Source organism: Actinophytocola sp. KF-1 (assembly GCF_054661535.1).
In genome coordinates, this window is record NZ_BAAFVK010000005.1 from 390,485 (window position 1) to 410,594 (window position 20,110).

Here is a 20,110-nt window from a genome sequence, read left to right on the forward strand (position 1 = left end):
GGCGGATAGCATGCACAGCGTTCATGGGAGCTGTGGATGGAACCGTCGAGCGACGTCACCGGTGGCGAACTGCGGCGGGTGGGCAGGCGCATGGCCGTGCTCGTCCGCACCGCGGTGCTGGTCTGCGCGGGTGCCGCCGCGTTGTTCCAGGCCCCGCACGACCGGCTCGCGGCGGTCGCCGCGGCGACGACCGGGCTGGCCCTGTGGACCGCCGTCTACGTCCGCCACGTCGCCCGCGCGCGGGTGCTGGCGGCCGACACGCTGGTCGTCGCCGCACTGTGCCTGGCACAGCGGTGGGTGGTGCCGCCGGACTCGTTGAGCGACAGCACGAACTGGGTGCTCGCGATCGCCTCGATCACGGTCGTGGCACACCAGTGGTTCACGACGACGGCGGGCGCCGTGCTGCTGACGACCGCCGTCACGGGGGCGCACCTGTTCGGCGTTCTCCTCGCCGCGCCCGCGCGCTGGGCGGACACCGTCCCCATCGGACTGTGGACGTTCGCGGAGGCGGCGCTGTCACGGGTGTTGTTCCTGCTGGTCCGGGCGGGCGCCAGGCGCGCGGACCGGGCCGTCGCGGCGAGCGAGCGGGCACAGCGGGAGGCCGCGGTCGCCGCCGCCCGCCGCGCGGACGAACACGAACACCTGGCAGTGCTGCACGACACGGCCGCGGCCACGCTGCTGGCGGTCGGCGCCCGCATGGTCGACGGGTCGGAACCGTGGCTGTCCCGGCAGGCGGCCCGTGACCTGGAAGCCCTTGCGGCACAGCACACCCGCGCCGGGGACGCCTCGGCCGTCGACCTGGTGGCCGCGCTCCACGACGTGGTGCGTGACGGCCCCGTACGCGTGTCCTGGCAGGCACCCGGCCCGGTCCCGCTGCCCACCGCCGCGGCGGCCGCGATCACCGCGGCGGCCCGGGAGGCCCTCACGAACGTGGCACGGCACGCGGGCGTCGGCACCGCGTCGGTGACGGTCGGCCGCGGGCACGGGTCCGTCACCGTCGAGATCACCGACCACGGCACGGGTTTCACCCGCGCACGGGTCCCGCCGCACCGCCGGGGCGTGTCGGGGTCCATCGAGGAGCGGATGACCCGCGCCGGCGGCCGGGCGACGGTGACCAGCAGCCCCGGCGCGGGGACCACGGTGCGCCTGGAGTGGCCGCGTGAGTGAACCCGTCGTGGCGGACAACGTCTTCCGCGGCCTGCGCCTCGCCACGCTCGCCATCACCGCGGGCACGCTGTACGGGCTCGCGTTGCCGTTGCTGCTGGCCAACCCGGAGGTCTACGACAGCCTCGGCAGGCAGTGGCTCGCGTTCGGGATCCTGACCGCCGTGATCGCCGTCGCGAGCGTCCAGGTGCTGCGGGACCGGCCACTCGGCCGGCCGCGCTGGGTGCTGGTCGCGGCCGTGTTCACGGCGTCGGCGCTCGCCACCACCGGCATCCCGGCCACCGAGCTGATGTCGGAGGCGGAGTGGTCCTACGGGGTGATCGGCTGGTTCGGGCTGCTCCTGCTGGTGGACCGCGGCGCGCTCGCCACCGCCGTGTTCCTCGGCGTGCACACGGCAGGCAGCTTCACCCAGCTCATCGCGGCCGGGCAGGGCGGGCAGGCCGCCGACCTGGTCGTCGTCACCGCCGTCGTGCTCGGGTGCCAGCTGCCGGTCCTCGCGGCCGCCACGGCGTTGCGGGGTCTCGCGGCGCGGGCGGCGGCCGCGGCGGCGCGGGCGGCGAGGCTGCGGACCGCCGACGCGATCGCCGAGCAGCTGCACGCCGACCGCCGCGCCCGCTACGCCGACCTCGCGACCACCACCGTGCCGCTGCTGACCGACCTGAAGACCGGCGCGGCCGACCTGTCGGACGACCGGGTCCGCGCGGACTACGCCGTGGCGGCCGCGCGGCTGCGCCGGTTGTTCGCCGAGCACGACGAGGTGGTCGACCCGCTGCTGCACGAGCTGCGGGCATGCCTGGACCTGGCGGAACGCAACGGGATCGCGGTCTACCTCGGCACGTGCGGAGAGCACCCGACACCACCGCTCGCGGCCCGCCGCGCGCTGACCGAACCGGTGCTGCGCACCCTGGCGGCCGCGGGCACGCGGGCGCGGGTCACGGTGCTCGGGTCGGCGGACGGGGTCACGGTGAGCGTCGTCGCCGACGCGCGTGAGACGCAGCCGCCGGAACCGGAACCGACGGGCGGCGACGACGTCACAGTGACGAGGCTGGTGGACGGGAAGGAGGTCTGGGTGGAGGCCACATGGCAAGCACGGACGTGACGACGGCGGTGGTCGTCGACGACCACCCGGCGATCGTCTCCGGCCTGGAGGCGTGGTGCGCGGCGGCCGACCCGCCGATCGAGGTCGTGGACTCCGGTCCCACCCCGGCAGTGGCGTGGACCGGCCCGGGCGCCGACGCCGACGTGGTCGTGTTCGACCTGCAGCTGACCGAGCAGGTGCCCGCGTTCACCGACCTGCGGCGGCTCGTCGACAGCGGCAGGCGGGTGGTCGTCTACACCATGAGGGAGGACCGCGACACCATCCTCACGTGCCTCGACATCGGCGCGTCCACCTACCTGTCGAAGACCGAGGGCCCGGGCCACCTGGTCGGCGCCATCCACGCGGCGGGCAGGCACCTGCCGTACACGCCACCGCTCATGGCACGCGCCATGAGCACCGACACCCGCCCCGGCCGCCCCCAGCTCACGCCGAGGGAGATCGACGTGCTGGTCAACTGGTTCGCCTGCGAGTCGAAGGACATGGTCGCCCGCAAACTGGGCCTGTCGGCGCGCACCGTGAGCAGCTACATCGACCGCGTCCGCATCCGGTACGCCAACGTCGGCCGCCCCGCGTCGACGAAGGCCGCGTTGGTCGCACGTGCCATCCAGGACGGTCTCGTCGGGCTCGACGAGCTGTAGCTCTCGTCGGGGTGCGCGCCCCGCGGCCGGGTGAGGGTCTCGGGCCGCGGCCGGGTGAGGGCCGCGGGCGCGCAGCGCCTGCGGCCCTCCATCCGAGCGCGGAGCTACCCAGAAAGAACCCAAGCCTGGGCTAAACCCACAAGCCCAGCAGCTCAGCGGACGCGCAGCGCCCACGACAGGCATCCCCATAACGCGATGTCGCCCCCACATGGAGCCAAGCGGTCCGGCGGGCATAGCGCCCGCCTCCCCCTCCCGAGCGCGAAGCCACCCCGCACAGAGCCGTGGACCAACGACTCGGTGGACACACCGCCCACAGTCTGGCCCGGGCACCAGCGATTCGGCGGACGCACCACGCGCGGCCAGGCCCGCTTCGCGGGCCGCGGGCGCGCAGCGCCCGCCACAGGCATCCCATAGCGTGATGCCGACCCCACAAAGGGCCAAGCGGTTCGGCGGGCACACCGCCCGCAGCCTGGCCCGGGCACCAGCGGTTCGGCGGGCGTACCGCAGGCGGCCAGGCCCGCTCCGCGGGCCGCGGGCGCGCAGCGCCATCCGAGTGCGGAGCCACCCCCAAAGAACCAAAGCCTGGGCAAGCCCCATGCCCAGCAGCTCGGCGGGCAAGCAGCCGAGGCCCTGCCGGGCCCGCTCCCCAGGCGCGCAGCGCTCGCCACCGGCATCCCCGAGCAGAGTGTCGCCCCGCAAAGAGCCGAGCGGTGGGCGAACCGCGGCCCGGCCGGGCCCGCTCCGCGGGCCGCACGAGACCGTGTGGGTCGAACAACCGTCACGAACGCCGGTGACCAGGCATAACGTCTCCCGCGGGACCACCACGGCGGGCAGGTGGGAGGGGTGTCCGCCGTGGTGGTGACTGGGGGCCTGGTAGGAACGAGCCGTGCGCCGGACCACCGCTTCCCCACTGCCGCAGCGTGGCGGGCTCGACCCGGCCCGTCTGCGGCTGCCGGAGGACGGCACGTGGCCGACGGTCCGGGCCTACCTCGTCGCGCGGTTGGCGCGGGTCGACCCGGCGCGGATCGACGCCATGCTGGCCGAGCGGCGGTTCGTCGGCGTCGACGGGCCCTACACGGCCGACACCCCGTACCTGCCGGGCGGGTTCGTGTGGTTCCACCGCGACCTGCCCGACGAGGTGCCGGTGCCGTTCGAGGTCGGCATCGTGCACGCGGACGACGACATCGTGGTCGCCGACAAGCCGCACTTCCTGTCGACCATCCCGCGCGGGCAGCACGTCGCGGAGACGGCGCTGGTGCGGCTGCGCACCCGGCTGGGCCTCCCCGACCTCGTGCCCGCGCACCGGCTGGACCGGCCGACCGCGGGCCTCGTGCTGTTCGTGGCGCGCCGTGAGCTGCGCGGGAAGTACCAGACGCTGTTCCGCGACCGCCGGGTCCACAAGGAGTACGAGGCGATCGCGCCGCACCGGCCCGGCCTGGCGCTGCCGACGGTGGTGCGCAGCCGGATCGTGAAGGAACGCGGCGTCATCACCGCGCAGGAGGTGCCGGGCGAGCCGAACGCGGAGACACGCGTGGAGCTCACCGACCACCGCGGCGGGCTGGGCCGCTACCGGCTCCTGCCGTCCACCGGCCGCACCCACCAGCTGCGGCTGCACATGTGCGGCCTGGGCGTCCCCATCCTCGGCGACCCGTTCTACCCGGTGCTGGAGGACCGCCCGCTCGACGACTTCACCCGCCCGCTGCAGCTGCTCGCGAAGGTGCTGGCGTTCGACGACCCGCTCACCGGCGAACCCCGCCGCTTCGAGAGCCGCCTGCGCCTGGCCGCGTGGCGGGCGTGACGGCGTTATCCCAGGTCGTCCCCCTCCCGCAGCTGCTCGAGGCGGGACTCGAGCACCTCGATCACCGGCGCCCGGTTGTCGTGCTGCCGTTCCTCGTCGATCAGGTGCCGCAACTCGCCCGCACTGAGCGAACCGACGCGGTCACGCAGGGCGCCCGTCGGCAGGTCCTCGTATTCGGCGGAGTCGGTCATCTCGTGCTCCCGTGTCGTCGGGGGATCCCCTGGAGTTCCCTGCCGCGGCCCGGGGAACACCTGCTGACGCGCCTGGTCTCGTAGCATGACCCCCGACGAGGAGGTGTCATGCACGGTCTCGGCGAGCTCGAAGCGGCGGTCATGGACGTGCTCTGGCGCGCGGCGGAACCGATGAAGGTGCGGGACGTGCTGGACCGGCTCGACCGCTCGCTCGCCTACACGACCGTGATGACCGTGCTCGACAACCTGCACCGCAAGCAGTGGGTGGAGCGGGAGCTGCACGGCAAGGCCTACCTGTACCGGCCCACGATGACCCGCGAGGAGGCCGCCGCCCGGGCGCTGCGCGAGGTGCTGGACGCCTCCGGTGACCCGCACGCGGTGCTGATGCACTTCGTGGCGTCCGGGTCCGACGAGGAGACCGACATCCTGCGCAGCGCGTTGCGCCGCAAGCGCGTGCGGCGCACGTGATCCCGGCACTCACGGTGCTCGCGTGCGCGGTCGCCGCGGGCTGGCTGGGGCCGGTGCTGCTGCGCGGGCTCGACCTGCGGCGCCGCGACCCGGCACTGGTCGTCGTGGCGTGGCTGCTGTCGATGGCCGGCGTCGTGCTCGCCGCCGTCACCGGGGTGGTGCTGCTGCTCCTGCCCGGTCACGGCGCGCCGGTCCTCGCCGTGCTGCACCACTGCTGGCTGGTGCTCCAGCACGGGTCGCCACCCGAGGTGGAGCAGCTCGCCGGGCTGCTCGGCGTCGCGCTGCTGGGTGCGCTGGCCGTGCGCGTACTGTTCGTGTTCGCCCGCGGCGCCCGGCTGCGGGCACGCAAGCAGCGGGAGAGCTACGACGTGCTGCGGCTCGCGGGCCGCGAGCAGCACGGGCCGCCGGACGTCCTGTGGCTCGCGCACGCCACGCCGCTGGCGTTCAGCATGGCGGGCCGTCCCGGCGTGGTCGTGGCCACCGACGGTCTCACCACCCACCTGGGTGAAACCGAGGTGGCCGCGGTGTTCGCGCACGAGCGGGCGCACCTCGCCGGGCGGCACCACCTGCTGATCGCGGTCGTCGAGGCGTTGCGGGGCACGCTGCCGTTCGTGCCGCTGTTCCGCGCGGCGCCGAGCGCCATCCGGGACCTGGTCGAGTTGTGCGCCGACGTGGCCGCGGTCCGCACGTGCGGGCGCGCGGCGGTGCGGACGGCGCTGCTGACGGTCGCCCGGCACGGCGTGCCGAGCATGGCGCTGCCCATGGCGCAGAACGCGGTCGACCTCCGCATCGCCCGGCTCCGGCACGACACGCCGGTGCCCGGCCGGGGCAGGCGGTTCGTCTCGTGTGGACTGACGGCGCTCGCCGCGGTGTCGCTGCCGTTCCTGGCAGGCGCGGGCCTGCTGATCGCGATCGCCGTCGTCGCGTGTCCGGGGTGAGCACTAGCATCTCCGATCGCGGATAGTAGTCGAGGGAGGTGCGGTAGATGGCGGTCGTGCTCGCGCTCGTGCTGGCCGTCGGCGCCGTCTACGGGGTCGCGTCGCTGGTGCGGCTGGGCAGGGCGGTCGTCGCGCGCCCGTTCCTGTCCGGGCACGCCCCGGCGGAGCACGCCATGTCCCGCTTCCACGTCCGCTGGTACACGGTGACGATGGTCTTCCTGGCGTTCGACATGGAGATGGTGTTCATGTACCCGTGGACCCTCGTGGTGGCGGAGGAGGGCCTCACCGCGGTGGTGGAGATGTTCGTGTTCCTGGGGATCCTGTTCGCCGGCGTGGTGTACGCGTGGCGGGAGGGCGCGTTCCGGTGGACGTGACGGGCTGGTTGCTGCGCCGCACCCCGCCGAGGCCGCTGCTGGTGACCGCCCCCGGCGGGACAGCCGTGCGGGTCGCGGTCGAGCGCGTGGCCCGCGAACGCGGGTGGCGGATGGCGTCCGCGCCGGCGGAGGCCAACCTGCTGGTGGTGGCGGGCCGGGGCCTGGACGTGACACGGCTGTGGGCGGCACTCCCCGCGCCCCGGGTGCGGGTGGACCTCGCGGTGGGCATGGACGTCCAGGGCGAGCTGGCCGCCGCGGTGGCCGCGCTGCACGACGTGCACCGCCAACGCGCGGAAGCGGCGTCGACTGTCCACACCGCACAGGTCGCCCATCGGGACGAGGATGGCGGACACGGCGACCACGCCGACCACGACGAGCACGACGAGCACGACGAGCACGACGAGCACGACGAGCACGACGAGCACGACGAGCACAGCGAGCACGCCGACCACCACGAGCACCACGAGCACCACGAGCACCACGAGCACGGCGAGCACTCCGGGCATGCCGGGCACGGCGGCCAGGCGGGCCACGCCAAGCATGCCGGGCATGGCGACCAGGCGGGCCACTCCGGGCACAGCGGCCACTCCGGGCATGGCGGCCACTCCGGGCACGACATGTCCGGGATGGAGCTGCCCGGTGGGATCGCGATGGCGGACCGCGCCGAGGACCGTGACGGGCTGATGCTCGACCAGCTCACCGTCCCCCTCGGTCCCGCGCTCCCCCTGTGGCCCGAGGGCCTCGTCGTCCGCACCCGGCTGCAGGGCGACGTGATCCAGTCCGCGACGGTCGAACTCCTCCCGCCCGGCACCCCCTTCTGGCCCGGCCGCCCCCTGGCCCGCAGGCTCGACGCCTGCGCCTGCCTGCTCGCCCTCGCCGGGTGGGCGGACGCCGCGACCGAAGCCCGCGCCCTGCGCGACCGCGCCCTCGCCGGGCAACCCGCACCGCTCGACCGCTGGGCGCGGAAGGTCCGCCGCTCCCGCACCCTCCGCTGGCTCCTCACCGGCGTCGGCTCGGCACCCGACGCGCCCGCACCGCTCCGGGGCGACGCCCTCGACCGCCTCCACCGCCTGCTCGACACCGACCTCGTCCCCGACCGCGACGCCACCCGATGGACGGTCGACCACCTCCCCGCCCTCCTGGCAGGCGCCGAACTCGCCACCGCGCGCCTCACCGTGGCGAGCCTCGCCCCCGACCTCGACCACCTCGGAGGCACGTCGTGATCGAGGTCATGCCCCTCGCCGTCATCGCCACGTTCGCCATCGGAGCCGGAGCCGCCACGTTCGACACCGTGCTCGCCATCTCGGGCGTCACCGTCGCGAGTCTCGCCCCCGACCTCGACCACCCCGGGAGCCCGTCGTGATCGAGGTCATGCCACTCGCCATCGTCACCACATTCACCGAACCCGCCACCGCGCACATCACCGTCGCAAGCCTCACCCCCGACCTCGACCACCCCGGGAGCCCGTCGTGATCGAGGTCATGCCACTCGCCATCGTCACCACATTCACCGAACCCGCCACCGCGCACATCACCGTCGCAAGCCTCACCCCCGACCACCCCGGAGGGCCGTCGTGATCGAGGTCATGCCACTCGCCATCGTCACCACGTTCACCGTGCTCGCCACCGCGCACCTCACCGTCGCGAGCCTCGCCCCCGACCACCTCGGAGGCCCGTCGTGATCGAGGTCGTGCCGTGGTGGGGTGCGGTCGTGCTGCTCGCCGTTCTCGCCACCTTCGCCGTCGGGGCGGCCGCGTTCGACGCCGTGCTCGCGGGCCGGGGTGCCGGCGAGCCGTTGCGTGCCGTGGCCGGGCTGCTCGTCCAGCAGCGGCGGCGGCTCGTCGCCGACGACCCGCTGCTCTGGCGGTCCGCCGGGGTGGCGCTCGTCGCGGCGGCGGTGCTCGCGTCGCTGGCCACGCCGCTCGGTTCGTGGACCACCGCCGACCTGTCGATCGGTGTGGTCTGGTTCAACGCCATGGAGGTCGTCGCCTGGGCGGCGGTCTGGCTGGCCGGGTGGGGCCCCAACTCGGCGTTCGGGCTCGTCGGCGGGTACCGGTTCGTCGCGCAGGGCCTGGCCTACGAACTCCCCCACATGTTCGTGCTCACCACCGCCGCGCTCGGGGCAGGGTCGCTGCGGATCGGGGACATCGTGGCCGCGCAGCAGGACGTGTGGTTCGTCGTCTGGATGCCGGTCGCCTTCCTCGTGTACCTGGTCTCGGTGCCCGCGATGGCGTTCTTCCGGCCGTTCGACCACGCCGTGGGCACCGACCTCGCGGGCGGGGCGCGGGCCGAACTGTCCGGTGTGGACCGGCTGGTGTTCACGGCCGGGCAGTGGGTGCTGCTGGTGTCGGGGGCGGCGATGGCCGTGCCGCTGTTCCTCGGCGGCGGGGCGGGACCGCTGCTGCCGGGGTGGCTGTGGATGGTCGTGAAGACCGCCGCCGTGCTGGCGCTCCTCGTGTGGGCGGGGCGGCGGCTGCCGACGATCCGCATGGACCGGTTCACCGAGCTGTCCTGGCTGGTCCTCGTCCCGGCCACGCTGGTGCAGGCCCTGTTCGTGTCCTTCGTGGTCATCTAGGAGGTGAGGCCGGTGTTCTGGGTGTGCGCGGTCGGCGCGGTCGCCGCCGGGATCGCCGTGTTCGTGGTGAACTCCATGGCACGGGCCACGTTCGCGCTGCTGGCGTCGTTCCTGTTCGCCGCCGCCACGGTGCTGCTCGTGGAGCTGACCTACCTCGGCGTGCTGGTCGTGCTCATGATGGTCATGGAGATGGTCGTCATGGTCGTCTTCATGGTCATGTACATGATGAACCCGGCCGGTCTCATGCCGATGTCCATGGTGCACAACAAGAAGGGCGCGCTCGCCATCTCCGTGGGCACCTTCGCCGTGCTCGCCGCCGGGGCCTACCTCATCGACTGGCCGACGAGCGACGCGCAACGCCCGGCTGACCCGACGATGGCGCTCGGCGAGGCACTGATGGGGCCCAAGATGCTGACGATGATCGTGCTCGGCCTCGCGTTGTTCGCCACGATGATCACCACGGTCGTGCTGGCCACGAACCGCGGCCGCTACGACCGCTACGGCGACCGCCTCGAACGGCGCCGCCCCGACGACCCGGTGCGGGGTGGCCTGTGAACCTCGAGGACTACCTGCTGCTCGCCGCCGCGCTGTTCAGCACCGGGCTCTACGGCGCGCTGTCCCAGCAGTCGATCGTGATGGTCATGATGGGCCTCGAGCTGATGGTCAACGGGATCATCGTCGGCGCCGCCGCGTTCTGGTACTTCACCGCGCCCGACCGGCCGGACGGGCAGGTCGTCGTGGTCGTCGCGATCACCGCCATGGCGATCGAGATGGCCGCCGGTTTCGCGGTCACCACCGCCCTGTTCCGGGCGCGGGACGCCGACATGACCGACATGGCCGCGGACCTGAAGGACTGACATGGCACCGCTTCTGGTCGCGGTGCCGCTCCTCGCGGGCGCCGCGCTCCTCGTCACCGGGGCCGGCCGGTTCGCCCGCGTGACCGCGCTCGCCGCCGCCGTCGCGACGCTGGCCCTGGCGATCACGGCCGCCGTCACCCGGCCGGCCGTCGACCTCGCGTTCCTAGACGGGGTCACGTTCGGGCTGCGCGTGGACGGCCTGTCGGCGGTCATGGTGGTCACCGTCGCCGTGGTGCTGCTCGCCGTGCTGGTGTTCGCGGTCGGCGACATCCACGACGCACCGGCGCGCTTCTTCGGGCTCATGCTGGTGTTCGCGGGCGCGATGCTCGTGACGGTCACCGCCACCACGCTCGTCGCGCTGCTGATGGCGTGGGAGGTCATGGGCGCCGCGTCGTACGCGCTCATCGGGTTCCGGTGGCGGGAGCCGCGGCGCGCGAGCTCCGGCGCGGTCGCGTTACTGACCACGCGGGCCGCCGACCTCGGGCTGTACCTGGCCGCGGGCGCGGCGCTCGCGGGCGGCGCGCGCGGTCTCGGGCTGGACGCGCTCGCCGGGCTGCCGGACGGCTGGCGGGACGCCGTCGCGGCCGGGATCGTGCTGGCCGCGCTGGGCAAGTCGGCGCAGCTGCCGTTCTCGTTCTGGCTGTCGCGCGCCATGGACGGCCCCAGCCCGGTCTCCGCGCTGCTGCACTCGGCGACGATGGTCGCGGCGGGCGGCTACCTGCTGCTGCGCCTGGCACCGCTGCTCGCGGCGACCCCGTGGGCGGCGCTCGTGGTCGCGTGGGCAGGCGCCGCCACGGCCGTGCTGCTGGGTGCGGTCGCCGTCGTGCAGGACGACCTCAAGCAGGTGCTGGCCGCGTCGACGTGCGCGCAGGTCGGGTTCATCGTCCTCGCGGCGGGCACGGGCGGGGTCGCCGCGGGTGGTGCGCACCTGGTGGCGCACGCGCTGGTGAAGAGCCTGCTGTTCCTGTGCGCCGGGGCCTGGCTGACGGCTGTGGGCACCAAGAGCCTCCCCGCGCTGCGTGGCGCGGCCCGCCACCACCCGCTCGTCGGGGTCACCTTCACCGCGGGCGCGCTCGCACTGGCCGGGGTGCCACCGCTGTCGTTGTGGGCCACCAAGGACCACGTCCTCACCGGGACGCCGACGGCGCTGCACCTCGCCGGGCTGGCCGCCGGCGTGCTCAGCGCCGTGTACGCGGGACGGGCGCTGGCGCTGGTCTGGGCACCGGGAGGGGAGCCACGCGGCCGGGTCGGTGCGTGGCAGCACGCCCCGCTGCCCCCGCTCGCCGTCGGTGCGGTAGCGCTCGGCGTCCTGGCCGTGCCCGCGGTGTGGACGTGGTTCTCCGACGTCGACGTCCAGGCGTGGGAGCTGGTCGTGTCCGGCGTGCTGGCGCTGGCCGCCGCGGCGGGCACGGCGGCCGTCGTCCGCCGACGGGACGTCCCCGCGAACGCGGTCCTGCTGGACTGGTTGCGGCTGGAGACCGCGGCCCGCGTGCTCGTCGTCCGGCCCGCGATGGCGTGTGCCGGCGCGCTGGCCCGGTTCGACGATCGCGTCGTGGCCGGGAGCGTGCGCGCCACGGCCGCGGTCGGTTCCACGTTCGCGCGCCTGGTCGACGCCCGCGTCGAGTGGTCGGTCGACGGGCTCGTCAGAGGCCTGGCCCGCGGCTTCCGCGCCCTGGGCAAGCTCGCGCGGCGGCCGCAGACCGGTCAGCTGCACCACTACTACGCACAGGCGGTGGTCGCGCTGGCCGCGCTCGCCGTCCTGCTGCTCGTGCTCGGATGACGTGAGGTGGACGTGCTCAGCATCGTGGTCTTCCTGCCGGTCGCGGTCGCGGTCGTGCTGCTGGCGCTGCCCAGGGCGAGCGACGCGGTGGTGCGGTGGACGTGGCTCGCCGCCAGTGCCGCCGACCTCGCGCTGGTGATCGGCCTGTGGGTGGCGTACGACGCCGGTCCCGGTTACGCGTACGAGGTGAACCGGCGGTGGATCCCCAGCGTCAGCTCCGGGTACCACATCGGGGTCGACGGGCTCAGCCTGCCGCTGGTCGCGCTGACCGCCGTGCTGTTCCTCGCCTGCGCGGTCTACTCGTTCCGGCGGACCGACCGGCTCCGCTCGTTCGCCGCGCTGTTCCTGTTCCTGGAAACCGTCTGCCTCGGCGTGTTCGTGTCGCTGGACCTGATCCTGTTCTTCGTGTTCTTCGACCTGTCGATCGTCGGCATGTACTTCGTGATCGCGGGCTGGGGGCACCGGAACGCCGCCAGGGCCGCGTTGCAGTTCTTCCTGTACACGTTCCTCGGCTCGCTCGCGCTGCTGCTCGGGTTCATCGGCCTCTACCTCGCCGCGGACCCGCACACGTTCGACATCGTGGCGCTCGCCGGGCAGAACCCCCTGGCGGGCGGGGGAACCCTGGCCACGCTGGTGCTCGTGGCGCTCGTCGTGGGCCTCGCGATCAAGACGCCGACGGTGCCGTTCCACACGTGGCTGCCGCCCGCGCACACCGAGGCGCCCGCCGCCGGGTCGGCCATCCTCGCCGGGGTGCTGCTGAAGCTCGGCACGTACGGGTTCGTGCGGATCGCCATGCCGCTGCTGCCCGCGACGTGGCGCGACTGGGCGGGCGTGATCGTCGCCGTCGGTGTGGTCAGCGTGCTCTACGGCGCGCTGGTCGCGTTGGCGCAGAAGGACTTCAAGCGGATGGTCGCGTACACGTCGGTCAACCACATGGGGTACGTCGTGCTCGCGGTCGGCGCGGCGGGGCTGTTGTCCACGTCGGACGAGCAGGCGCACGACCTCGCGGTCACCGGCGCGGTCACCCAGATGGTCAGCCACGGACTGATCACCGGCGCGCTGTTCCTGCTGGCGGGCGTGCTGTGGGACCGGGGCGGCACCTACGACCTCGACGCGTACGGCGGGCTCGCGGCACGCGCACCCCGGTTCGCGGGGCTGACCGCGGTGGCCGCGTTCGCGTCGCTCGGGCTGCCCGGGTTCTCCGGGTTCATCGCCGAGTTCCAGATCCTCACCGGCGCGCTGCCGGGCGCACCGGTGGCGACCGTGCTCGCGTTCCTCGGCATCCTGGTCACGGCCGCGCTGTTCCTGCGTGCGTTCCAACGGCTGTTCCTCGGCGCACCGGCGCGTGCGGGTGTCGCGGACCTGACGGTCGCCGAGACGCTGTCGATCGCGCCGCTGATGGTGCTCGCGGTCGTACTGGGCCTGTTCCCGCGGTTCCTGCTCGACCTCGTGGCACCGGCCGCTCGCGTGCTCGGCACCCTGGTGGGCCGGTGAACACCGACATGGCCGCCGACGTCGGCCGCCTGCTGCCCGAGGTGTTCCTCGCCGCCGCGGCGGTCGCGGGCCTGCTGCTGGGTTCGTTCCTGCCGCGCGCGCGTCAGTGGGCGGTGCGGGCGCTGGCGGCGGCCGCGTCCGTCGCCGGTCTCGTGTGGACGGTCGTCGGCTGGCAAGAACCCGCGGGCACGGTGTTCATGGACAGCTACGCCGTCGACACCGCGACGAACGCGGTGCGCGTCGCCGTGCTCGTGTCGGTGCTGCTGGTGCTGGCGATGCCCGGGACACGCGGCCACGCGCGGGAAACCGAGTTCGTGGTGCTGCTCCTGCTCGCCGCCGACGGCGCGGTGCTGATGGCCGGCGCCGGCGACCTGCTCCTGCTGGCGGCGGCGTACCTGCTGGCGAGCGTGCCGCTGTACGCGCTCACCGCGTTCGCCAAGGACGGCCCGGGCACCGAGGCGAGCATGAAGTTCTACCTGCTCGGCGCGCTGCTGGGCACGACCATGCTGTTCGGCGTCATGCTGCTGTCGGGCGTCGGCAGGGGCAGCGGCTACCACGTGCTGCACGAGACGCTCCCGTCCGCGCCGCGGGTGGCGGTCGCGGTCGGCGTCGTGGCGCTGCTCGCCGGGCTGCTGTTCAAGGCCGGTGCCGTGCCGGGGCACTTCTGGGTCCCGGACGTCACCGAGGGCGCGCCCCCGGCCGTCGGCGCGCTGGTCACGACCATCCCGAAGATCGGCGCGGTGGTCGCGCTGGTCCGGTTCCCGTTCGCCGCAACCGGGCTCGACTGGCCGCTGCTGGCCGCCGTGCTGGCGGCCGTGACGATGACGCTCGGCAACCTGGCGGCGTTCTTCCAGACCGACGTGCGGCGACTGCTCGCGTACTCGACGATCAGCCAGGTCGGCTACCTGTTGATGGCGGTCGCGGCGGCGGGCCGCGCGTCGCTCGCGCTGCCGAGCCTGCTGCTCTACCTCGGCGCGTACGCGGTGACGAACCTCGGCGCGTTCGCCGTGGTGTGCGCGCTCCCCCACGCCCGCACGGTCGACGACTACACCGGCCTGCGGGCGCGGCCGTGGCTGGTGGTGAGCCTCGGCGTGTGCCTGCTCGGGCTGGTCGGCACCCCGCCGACCGGCGTGTTCACCGGCAAGCTGACCGTGTTCACGGCCGCCGCGGACGCGGGACTGGGCTGGCTGGTCGTGCTCGCCGCGGTGAACACGGTCGCGAGCGTCTTCTACTACCTGCGGTGGCTCGTGCCCGCGGTGCGCACGGGCGCGGCGCCCGCGGTCACCCGTGCCGCACCGGCGTACGCGGCGGCCGTGCTCTCGGTGGCCGTCGGCGTGCTCGCGGGCCCGGTGCTGGCGGTGCTCGGACCGTAACTACCTACGATGCATGATAGTAGGTATGGAGACCCACGTGTTCCGCCTCGTGACCATGCACTGCGCGGACTGCGCGGCACTCGTCGACGAGACGCTGGCCGCGCTCCCCGGCGTGTGCGCCGCGCACGCGACCGTGCCGGACCGGCAGGTCGAGGTGACGCTCGACCCGGCCACGACGGGCCCGGACGCGGTGGTGGCCGCGCTGACCGGCCTCGGCTTCCGCATGAGGCCGGCCCCGAAGGCGCCGCCACCGGCCGTCCCGGTGGGCAGCCAGGTGTCGGACGCGGCGTGGGCGGTGCTGTCGTCGCTGCTCGGCCCCTCCCGCGGGAGCAGGGACCAGCGCAGGCTGGTCGAGGGCGTCGCCTACAAGCTCCGCGCGGACGTGGCGTGGCGCGAGGTGCCCGCCCAGTTCGGCCCGTGGCAGACCTTGTACGCGCGCTGGTCCCGCTGGCGCGCCGACGGCACGTGGCACCGCATGGCCGACGCCGCCCGCGCGCACCCCGAGCTCGCCGCCGAGCTGACCTGGCTGACGGCCACGGCCGCACCCCCGCCTGCTCGACGACCGGACCCCTGAACCGCGGCTCGCACCCGGCGACCGACTCGTGTGCGCATCGGTGTCTATTTCGCGCGTGCTGGTTCGACGTATCGGTGGCACAGCCGATACGGGAGGACATCGATGAAGCGCATCCTGCTGACAGTGGTGGCGTTGATCGCCGCCCTGCTGACCGGGCAGAGCACGGCCGCCGCCGAGTTGTGGCCGGGGCGGCACACCTACACGGGGGCCGTCGACGGCGCCGAGTACCGGGTCGAGACACCGCGGCGGTGGAACGGCACGCTGGTCCTGTTCAGCCACGGCTACATCCCGGAGGGGGTGCCGTTCCCGCCGGGCGTCACGCTCACCCTGCGTGCGGAGACCGAGCAGTGGCTGCTCGACCACGGCTTCGCACTGGCCGGTTCCGACTACCGCGGCCGCACCGGCCTGGCGATCGACGACGCGCTCGACGACCAGGTCGCGCTGCTCGACTGGTTCGAGGACAACGTGGCCGAACCGAGGCGAACCGTCGCGACCGGGTTCTCCATGGGCGCGGGCATCGCGGTCCGCCTCGCGGAGCGGCACCCGGACCGGTTCGACGGCGTGCTGGCGATCGGCGGCCAGAACGACGTGCCGGCGACGCTCAACCGTGGCCTGGACGTCACGTTCGGGGTCCGCACCCTGCTGACCGACGACCAGCACCTCGAACTGGTGAAGGCGACCGACCCCGCGCACAGCGTGCGGGTGCTGCAGGACGGTGTGCACGAGGCACTGACCACGCCAGAGGGGCGGGCACGCCTGGCACTGATCGGCGCCATCGGCCAGCTCCCCAGGTGGGCGAGCGCACACGACCGGCCGCCCACCGACATGACGGCGGCGATCCAGGCGCAGACGTGGTGGACCGAGTCGGCCTACGTCGCCACCCTCGGCCCGACCGGCCGGGTCGACATCGAGCGCAGGGCGGGCGGCAACCCGTCGTGGAACGTCGGCGTCGACTACGCGCAGCAGCTCGTGCGATCGGGTGACCTGCCGTTCGTGCGGGCGGCCTACCGCGCGGCGGGCGCGGACCTGGCCGCGGACCTGCGCAAGCTGGCCGAGGCGCCACGCATCGAGGCGGACCCGGCGGCGGTCGCGTGGGCGTACCGGTACGGCGTCAGCGCCGCGACGACCCCGGTGCCGGTGGTCACGCTGCACGGCCTCGGCGAGGGCCTCATCACGTCGGACGCCCGCTGGTACGGCGAGCAGGTCCGCCTGCACGGCAGGCCCGACCGACTGCGGCAGCTGTACGTCGACAGGGGCAACCACGGCGCGTTCAGCGCGGCCGACGAGGTGGTGGCGCTGGGCACGCTCCTGACCCGGATCGAAACGGGCCGGTGGCCGAACACCAGCCCGTCGGCGCTGAACGCCCGGGTCGCCGCGTTCACGCCGCCACTGCAGACGGTGCTGGACCTGTACACGTTCACCGACAAGGTCATGCCACCCGCCTTCACGGACCGCCAGCCACCGAGGGCGTTGCGCCCTTCGCGGTAGCGGTCGGTTGTCCTGAAAGGCGCGTTCAGGTCGCTGCGTGACATGAACGCGCCTTTCAGGAGATGAGGGGCCGGGCGCTGCGCGCCCGGCCCGGCGAAGCGGGCCCCACCCGAACTCCCGCACGCCAGGAACCCATCCGACCCGCCAGGCGCTCCCCGCCCAGACACGCGAAACGGGCCGACCCGAACCGAACCCCGCAAGCCAAGCCGGACACTGCGCGCCCAGCCCGCGAACCGGACCCCACCCGAACCTCCACAAGCCAGGGCACCCATCCGACCGGCCAGCGCTACGCGCCCAGCCCCGCGAAACGGGCCCACCCAAACCGAACCCCCACAAGCCAAGCCAGGCACTGCGCCCCGGGCCGCGAAGCGGGCCCACCCAAACCCCCGCAAGCCAGGCACCCATCCGACCAACCGGGCGCTACCCGCCCAGCCCCGCGAAACGGGCCCACCCGAACCAAACCCCCACAAGGCAAGCCGGATCCGCGAAGCGAACCCGCACACCCGGAGTGATGAAGACCCCTCCACCACACCGGCGCAACGACCCACCTACGCCGCCGCGCCGAACCATCTGGTCAGTGCCGCGCGGAGGGCGTCCGGGTCCGGGTCGGCGGACGCCCACGCCACGTACCCGTCGGGCCGCACGAGCATCGCCGCCGCGGGGCCGTCGGCGCCGGTGACGGTGTCCACGCGGTCGTGCCACCCCTCGATCTCCTTGCCCAGCACGCCGTCGGCCGTCAGGTCGAGCAGCAGGGGGCGCGCGGTCCGCATGAGTTCCGCCAGTCGCACACCGCCGTCCAGTACGACGTCCGGTGCCCAGCGGCCGGCGAGCGGGTGGGTGTCGCCCACCTCGTAGTGGATGTCGGCGCCCGCCATCATGTTCGCGATGTGTGCGACGTTCGCCTTGTCCCGCAACAACTCCGTGAACAACGTGCGCAGCGCCGTGACCTCGCTGCCCGGGGCGATGAGCGCCGACTGCGCCTGCGTGTGCATCACCACCCGCTCGCTTGCGGGCCTGCGCTCGCTCTCGTACGTGTCCAGCAACCCGGCAGGCGCATGGCCCCGCACCTCCGCCGCCAGCTTCCAGCCCAGGTTCACCGCGTCCTGCAACCCCAGGTTGAGCCCCGGGCCGCCGATCGCGGAGTGCACGTGTGCCGCGTCGCCGACCAGCAGCACCCGGCCGTCGCGGAAGCGGTCCGCGATGCGGGTGTTGCCGCCGGTCAGCTTGCGCAGCAGGTGCGGGCCGTCGCCCACGGGCGGGCCGAGCGGCACGTCGACGCCGAGCACGCGCCGCGCGCTCGCGCGCAGTTCGTCGAGCGTCAGCGGCTCCTCGCCGGCGGCCCCGCCGAACTCCGTCGTCGAGATCGTCGTGCCGGTGGGCAGGGGCGCGTACACGAACAGGCCGCGTTCGGTGCGGTGGTGCATGAGCGGCGGGATCGGCCCGTAGCCCGGCACGGTCAACGCGCCCGTCACCGGGTCCACCAGCTCCGGCGGCACGGTCGCGTGCGCGGTCCGCGACACCGTGTCGTCCCGGGTGACGCCGGGGAACCCGATGCCGGCGAGCTTGCGGACCGTGCTGTGGCCGCCGTCCGCGCCGACCAGGTACCCGGCGCGGATTCGGTACGCGCCGCCGACGTCGACGGTCACGCCGTGCTCGTCCTGCGTGCAGCCGGTGACCTCGTGGCCCCTGCGGATCTCGACCCCGAGTTCGGCCGCCCGCTCGGCGAGCACCGCTTCGATCCGGTGCTGCGGCACGGGGAGGATCGTCAGCGGGTTGTCGGCGAGCCCCGCCAGTTCCAGCGGGAGCGCCCCGAACACGAACCTGGGCGCCGGGATCGGCGGCGACGGGCTCCCGCTGAGCCGTTCGTGCAGACCTCTGCGGTCGAGCAGGCGCACGACCTGCCCGACGAGGCCGTTGGCGCGGTGCTCCCTGGTCTGCTCGGTCCGGCGTTCCAGTACGACTGACCGGACTCCGGCCAGGCTCAGTTCGCAGGCGAGCATCAGCCCGTTCGGGCCCGCTCCGGCGATGACGACGTCCACGTCCACGGTGGTGCTCCTCGTTTTCCGGGCACGCCGCACCGACCCGGCGGCACGCCGGGCGACGGGCAGTGCGTGATGGGGTCAGGGCGTTGGCAGCCCGGCGGCGAGCCGGGCCAGTGCCTCACGCAGCAGGTCGGCGACCGAACCGGGCCGCTCGTTGCGCAGCCAGTGTTCGACGCACACCGCGATGGCGCCGGTGACCGCACGGGCCACCAGCTTCGGGTAGATGTCGGTCTCGACGTCGGTGCCGGTGCGCTCGGCGATGACGGACGCGAACTCGTCCTCCATGGCCGCGCTCGCCTTCAGGAACTCGCCCTGCAGCGCGGGTTCGCTGACCATCAGGCGCACGCCCTCGACCCACTGCTGCTGGTCGGTGGTCCCCCGCTCGGCCGCGCCGAGGGCGAACCGCGCGAGCGTGGCGTTGGTGATCGCCTCCCACAGCGGCTCGTCGGCGGGCCGGTTCCGCAGTTCCTCCGCGATCACCCGCGCACGTTCGAGCTGCCGGGCGGCGATCGCCTCGCCCTTGCTCGCGAAGTAGTTGTTGAAGGTGCGGGGCGACACCCCGGCCTCGGCCGCGATGTCCTCGACGCGCACGTTGTCGAAGCCCCGCTCCACGGTGAGCCGGATCGCGGCCCAGCTCAGCGCGATGCGCGTCTCCTGCTTCTTGCGCTCCCGCAGCCCTGGCCGCGGGCCGTCCCCGGTGTCCACGCCACCACCATACCCACAAACTTGCGGGGCCCGCAAAGTTTCGTCGTCCGCAAGTTTTGCCGGGCCCGGCGGCGGGCGGGGCCCGGCCGTAGCCTGGGACCGTGCACGCACGTGAGATGGCCGAGGAGTTCCCCGTCATCGGACTGGACTCGGACGCGTGGGAGGCGGTCACCCTGCTGGCCGAGCACCGCCTGCCCGGCCTGGTGGTGACCGAGCCGCCGGACGGGCGCCCGCACTCGATCCTCCCGGCGTCGCAGGTCGTCCGGATGCTCGTGCCGAGCTACGTCCAGGACGACCCGTCGCTCGCCGGTGTGCTGTCGGAGTCGATGGCCGACCGGGTCGCGGACAAGCTCAAGGGCAAGACCGTGCGCTCGCTCGTGCACAAGCACCCGCCGGAGCTGGCGGTCGTCGACCACGACGACACGATCGTCGAGGTGGCGGCGGTGATGGCCCGCCTGCAGTGCCCGCTCGCCGCGGTGCTGGCGGACAAGCGGCTGATCGGCGTGATCACGGCGTCCCGCCTGCTGCAGGTCGCGCTCGGCCACCGCTGACC

At 73.8% G+C, this 20,110-nt stretch carries 21 protein-coding genes; 18 read left to right on the forward strand and 3 right to left on the reverse strand.

Annotation, left to right across the window (positions count from 1 at the left end):
* Positions 1-36: 36 nt before the first annotated feature.
* The 4 genes from ACYQ77_RS17810 to ACYQ77_RS17825 all read left to right on the forward strand — a co-directional run bounded on the left by ACYQ77_RS17810 (position 37) and on the right by ACYQ77_RS17825 (position 4,699).
* A complete protein-coding gene (locus ACYQ77_RS17810) occupies positions 37-1,167 on the forward strand; it encodes a sensor histidine kinase (RefSeq protein ID WP_459712633.1) in 1,131 nt (376 codons plus the stop codon).
* Entirely contained in the window at positions 1,160-2,263 is a 1,104-nt protein-coding gene (locus ACYQ77_RS17815) for a hypothetical protein (RefSeq protein WP_459712635.1), read from the forward strand. Before ACYQ77_RS17810 ends, ACYQ77_RS17815 begins: the two co-directional genes overlap by 8 nt.
* The gene (locus ACYQ77_RS17820) at positions 2,245-2,901 is read left to right on the forward strand and encodes a response regulator (RefSeq protein WP_459712637.1); all 657 of its coding nucleotides are present in this window, start codon (positions 2,245-2,247) and stop codon (positions 2,899-2,901) included. Before ACYQ77_RS17815 ends, ACYQ77_RS17820 begins: the two co-directional genes overlap by 19 nt.
* An 886-nt stretch (positions 2,902-3,787) precedes the next feature.
* Positions 3,788-4,699: an RluA family pseudouridine synthase gene (locus ACYQ77_RS17825; RefSeq protein ID WP_459712639.1), complete on the forward strand. Its 912-nt coding sequence runs from the start codon at positions 3,788-3,790 to the stop codon at positions 4,697-4,699.
* 5 nt (positions 4,700-4,704) lie between these two features.
* Here the strand turns inward: ACYQ77_RS17825 and ACYQ77_RS17830 are convergent, their stop codons facing one another.
* Positions 4,705-4,890 carry a hypothetical protein gene (locus ACYQ77_RS17830; protein WP_459712641.1) on the reverse strand — a complete coding sequence of 62 codons (186 nt, stop codon included), beginning with the start codon at positions 4,888-4,890 and terminating at the stop codon, positions 4,705-4,707.
* Positions 4,891-4,998: 108 nt separating this feature from the next.
* Here ACYQ77_RS17830 and ACYQ77_RS17835 point away from each other — a divergent pair, with 108 nt between their 5' ends.
* The 13 genes from ACYQ77_RS17835 (at position 4,999) to ACYQ77_RS17895 (ending at position 16,810) form a co-directional block, all read left to right on the forward strand.
* A complete protein-coding gene (locus tag ACYQ77_RS17835; protein ID WP_459712643.1) occupies positions 4,999-5,358 on the forward strand; it encodes a BlaI/MecI/CopY family transcriptional regulator in 360 nt (119 codons plus the stop codon).
* The gene (locus ACYQ77_RS17840; protein ID WP_459712645.1) at positions 5,355-6,296 is read left to right on the forward strand and encodes a M56 family metallopeptidase; all 942 of its coding nucleotides are present in this window, start codon (positions 5,355-5,357) and stop codon (positions 6,294-6,296) included. The genes ACYQ77_RS17835 and ACYQ77_RS17840 overlap by 4 nt, the downstream gene beginning before the upstream one ends.
* A 47-nt stretch (positions 6,297-6,343) precedes the next feature.
* Entirely contained in the window at positions 6,344-6,670 is a 327-nt protein-coding gene (locus ACYQ77_RS17845; protein WP_459712647.1) for an NADH-quinone oxidoreductase subunit A, read from the forward strand.
* Positions 6,640-7,893: a hypothetical protein gene (locus ACYQ77_RS17850; RefSeq protein ID WP_459712649.1), complete on the forward strand. Its 1,254-nt coding sequence runs from the start codon at positions 6,640-6,642 to the stop codon at positions 7,891-7,893. The genes ACYQ77_RS17845 and ACYQ77_RS17850 overlap by 31 nt, the downstream gene beginning before the upstream one ends.
* The gene (locus ACYQ77_RS17855) at positions 7,890-8,033 is read left to right on the forward strand and encodes a hypothetical protein (protein WP_459712652.1); all 144 of its coding nucleotides are present in this window, start codon (positions 7,890-7,892) and stop codon (positions 8,031-8,033) included. The genes ACYQ77_RS17850 and ACYQ77_RS17855 overlap by 4 nt, the downstream gene beginning before the upstream one ends.
* Positions 8,034-8,347: 314 nt before the next feature.
* Positions 8,348-9,244 (forward strand): NADH-quinone oxidoreductase subunit H, encoded by an 897-nt coding sequence (locus ACYQ77_RS17860; RefSeq protein ID WP_459712654.1) that lies wholly within the window; start codon positions 8,348-8,350, stop codon positions 9,242-9,244.
* A 3-nt stretch (positions 9,245-9,247) separates the two neighbouring features.
* The gene (locus tag ACYQ77_RS17865; protein WP_459712656.1) at positions 9,248-9,799 is read left to right on the forward strand and encodes an NADH-quinone oxidoreductase subunit J; all 552 of its coding nucleotides are present in this window, start codon (positions 9,248-9,250) and stop codon (positions 9,797-9,799) included.
* On the forward strand, positions 9,796-10,101 hold the full coding sequence (gene nuoK / locus ACYQ77_RS17870) for an NADH-quinone oxidoreductase subunit NuoK (protein WP_459712658.1): 306 nt from the start codon (positions 9,796-9,798) through the stop codon (positions 10,099-10,101). Before ACYQ77_RS17865 ends, nuoK begins: the two co-directional genes overlap by 4 nt.
* A 1-nt stretch (position 10,102) precedes the next feature.
* Positions 10,103-11,881 (forward strand): proton-conducting transporter transmembrane domain-containing protein, encoded by a 1,779-nt coding sequence (locus tag ACYQ77_RS17875; RefSeq protein ID WP_459712660.1) that lies wholly within the window; start codon positions 10,103-10,105, stop codon positions 11,879-11,881.
* A 12-nt stretch (positions 11,882-11,893) separates the two neighbouring features.
* The gene (locus tag ACYQ77_RS17880) at positions 11,894-13,375 is read left to right on the forward strand and encodes a complex I subunit 4 family protein (RefSeq protein WP_459712970.1); all 1,482 of its coding nucleotides are present in this window, start codon (positions 11,894-11,896) and stop codon (positions 13,373-13,375) included.
* Positions 13,372-14,748: an NADH-quinone oxidoreductase subunit N gene (locus ACYQ77_RS17885; RefSeq protein WP_459712661.1), complete on the forward strand. Its 1,377-nt coding sequence runs from the start codon at positions 13,372-13,374 to the stop codon at positions 14,746-14,748. Before ACYQ77_RS17880 ends, ACYQ77_RS17885 begins: the two co-directional genes overlap by 4 nt.
* Positions 14,749-14,773: 25 nt before the next feature.
* Positions 14,774-15,322: a transposase gene (locus ACYQ77_RS17890; protein WP_459712663.1), complete on the forward strand. Its 549-nt coding sequence runs from the start codon at positions 14,774-14,776 to the stop codon at positions 15,320-15,322.
* Between the two features lie 102 nt (positions 15,323-15,424).
* Positions 15,425-16,810, forward strand: coding sequence for an alpha/beta hydrolase family protein (locus ACYQ77_RS17895; RefSeq protein ID WP_459712665.1), 1,386 nt, complete (start codon positions 15,425-15,427; stop codon positions 16,808-16,810).
* Positions 16,811-17,358: 548 nt separating this feature from the next.
* Here ACYQ77_RS17895 and ACYQ77_RS17900 read toward each other — a convergent pair.
* Together ACYQ77_RS17900 and ACYQ77_RS17905 are read right to left on the reverse strand one after the other, a co-directional pair.
* Entirely contained in the window at positions 17,359-18,855 is a 1,497-nt protein-coding gene (locus ACYQ77_RS17900; RefSeq protein WP_459712667.1) for an FAD-dependent monooxygenase, read from the reverse strand.
* A 75-nt stretch (positions 18,856-18,930) separates the two neighbouring features.
* The gene (locus tag ACYQ77_RS17905; RefSeq protein ID WP_459712669.1) at positions 18,931-19,557 is read right to left on the reverse strand and encodes an acyl-CoA-like ligand-binding transcription factor; all 627 of its coding nucleotides are present in this window, start codon (positions 19,555-19,557) and stop codon (positions 18,931-18,933) included.
* 101 nt (positions 19,558-19,658) lie between these two features.
* On the opposite strand from ACYQ77_RS17905, the gene ACYQ77_RS17910 reads away from it, so the two are divergent.
* A complete protein-coding gene (locus ACYQ77_RS17910; RefSeq protein ID WP_459712670.1) occupies positions 19,659-20,108 on the forward strand; it encodes a CBS domain-containing protein in 450 nt (149 codons plus the stop codon).
* The last annotated feature ends 2 nt before the right edge of the window (positions 20,109-20,110 follow it).

Bases quoted from the DNA above. Each gene is read 5' to 3' on its own strand.
- ACYQ77_RS17845 (WP_459712647.1), top strand. From the start codon at position 6,344: ATGGCGGTCGTGCTCGCGCTCGTGCTGGCCGTCGGCGCCGTCTACGGG.
- ACYQ77_RS17875 (WP_459712660.1), top strand. From the start codon at position 10,103: ATGGCACCGCTTCTGGTCGCGGTGCCGCTCCTCGCGGGCGCCGCGCTC.
- ACYQ77_RS17830 (WP_459712641.1), bottom strand. From the start codon at position 4,890: ATGACCGACTCCGCCGAATACGAGGACCTGCCGACGGGCGCCCTGCGT.
- ACYQ77_RS17895 (WP_459712665.1), top strand. From the start codon at position 15,425: ATGAAGCGCATCCTGCTGACAGTGGTGGCGTTGATCGCCGCCCTGCTG.
- ACYQ77_RS17810 (WP_459712633.1), top strand. From the start codon at position 37: ATGGAACCGTCGAGCGACGTCACCGGTGGCGAACTGCGGCGGGTGGGC.
- ACYQ77_RS17835 (WP_459712643.1), top strand. From the start codon at position 4,999: ATGCACGGTCTCGGCGAGCTCGAAGCGGCGGTCATGGACGTGCTCTGG.
- ACYQ77_RS17820 (WP_459712637.1), top strand. From the start codon at position 2,245: ATGGCAAGCACGGACGTGACGACGGCGGTGGTCGTCGACGACCACCCG.
- ACYQ77_RS17890 (WP_459712663.1), top strand. From the start codon at position 14,774: ATGGAGACCCACGTGTTCCGCCTCGTGACCATGCACTGCGCGGACTGC.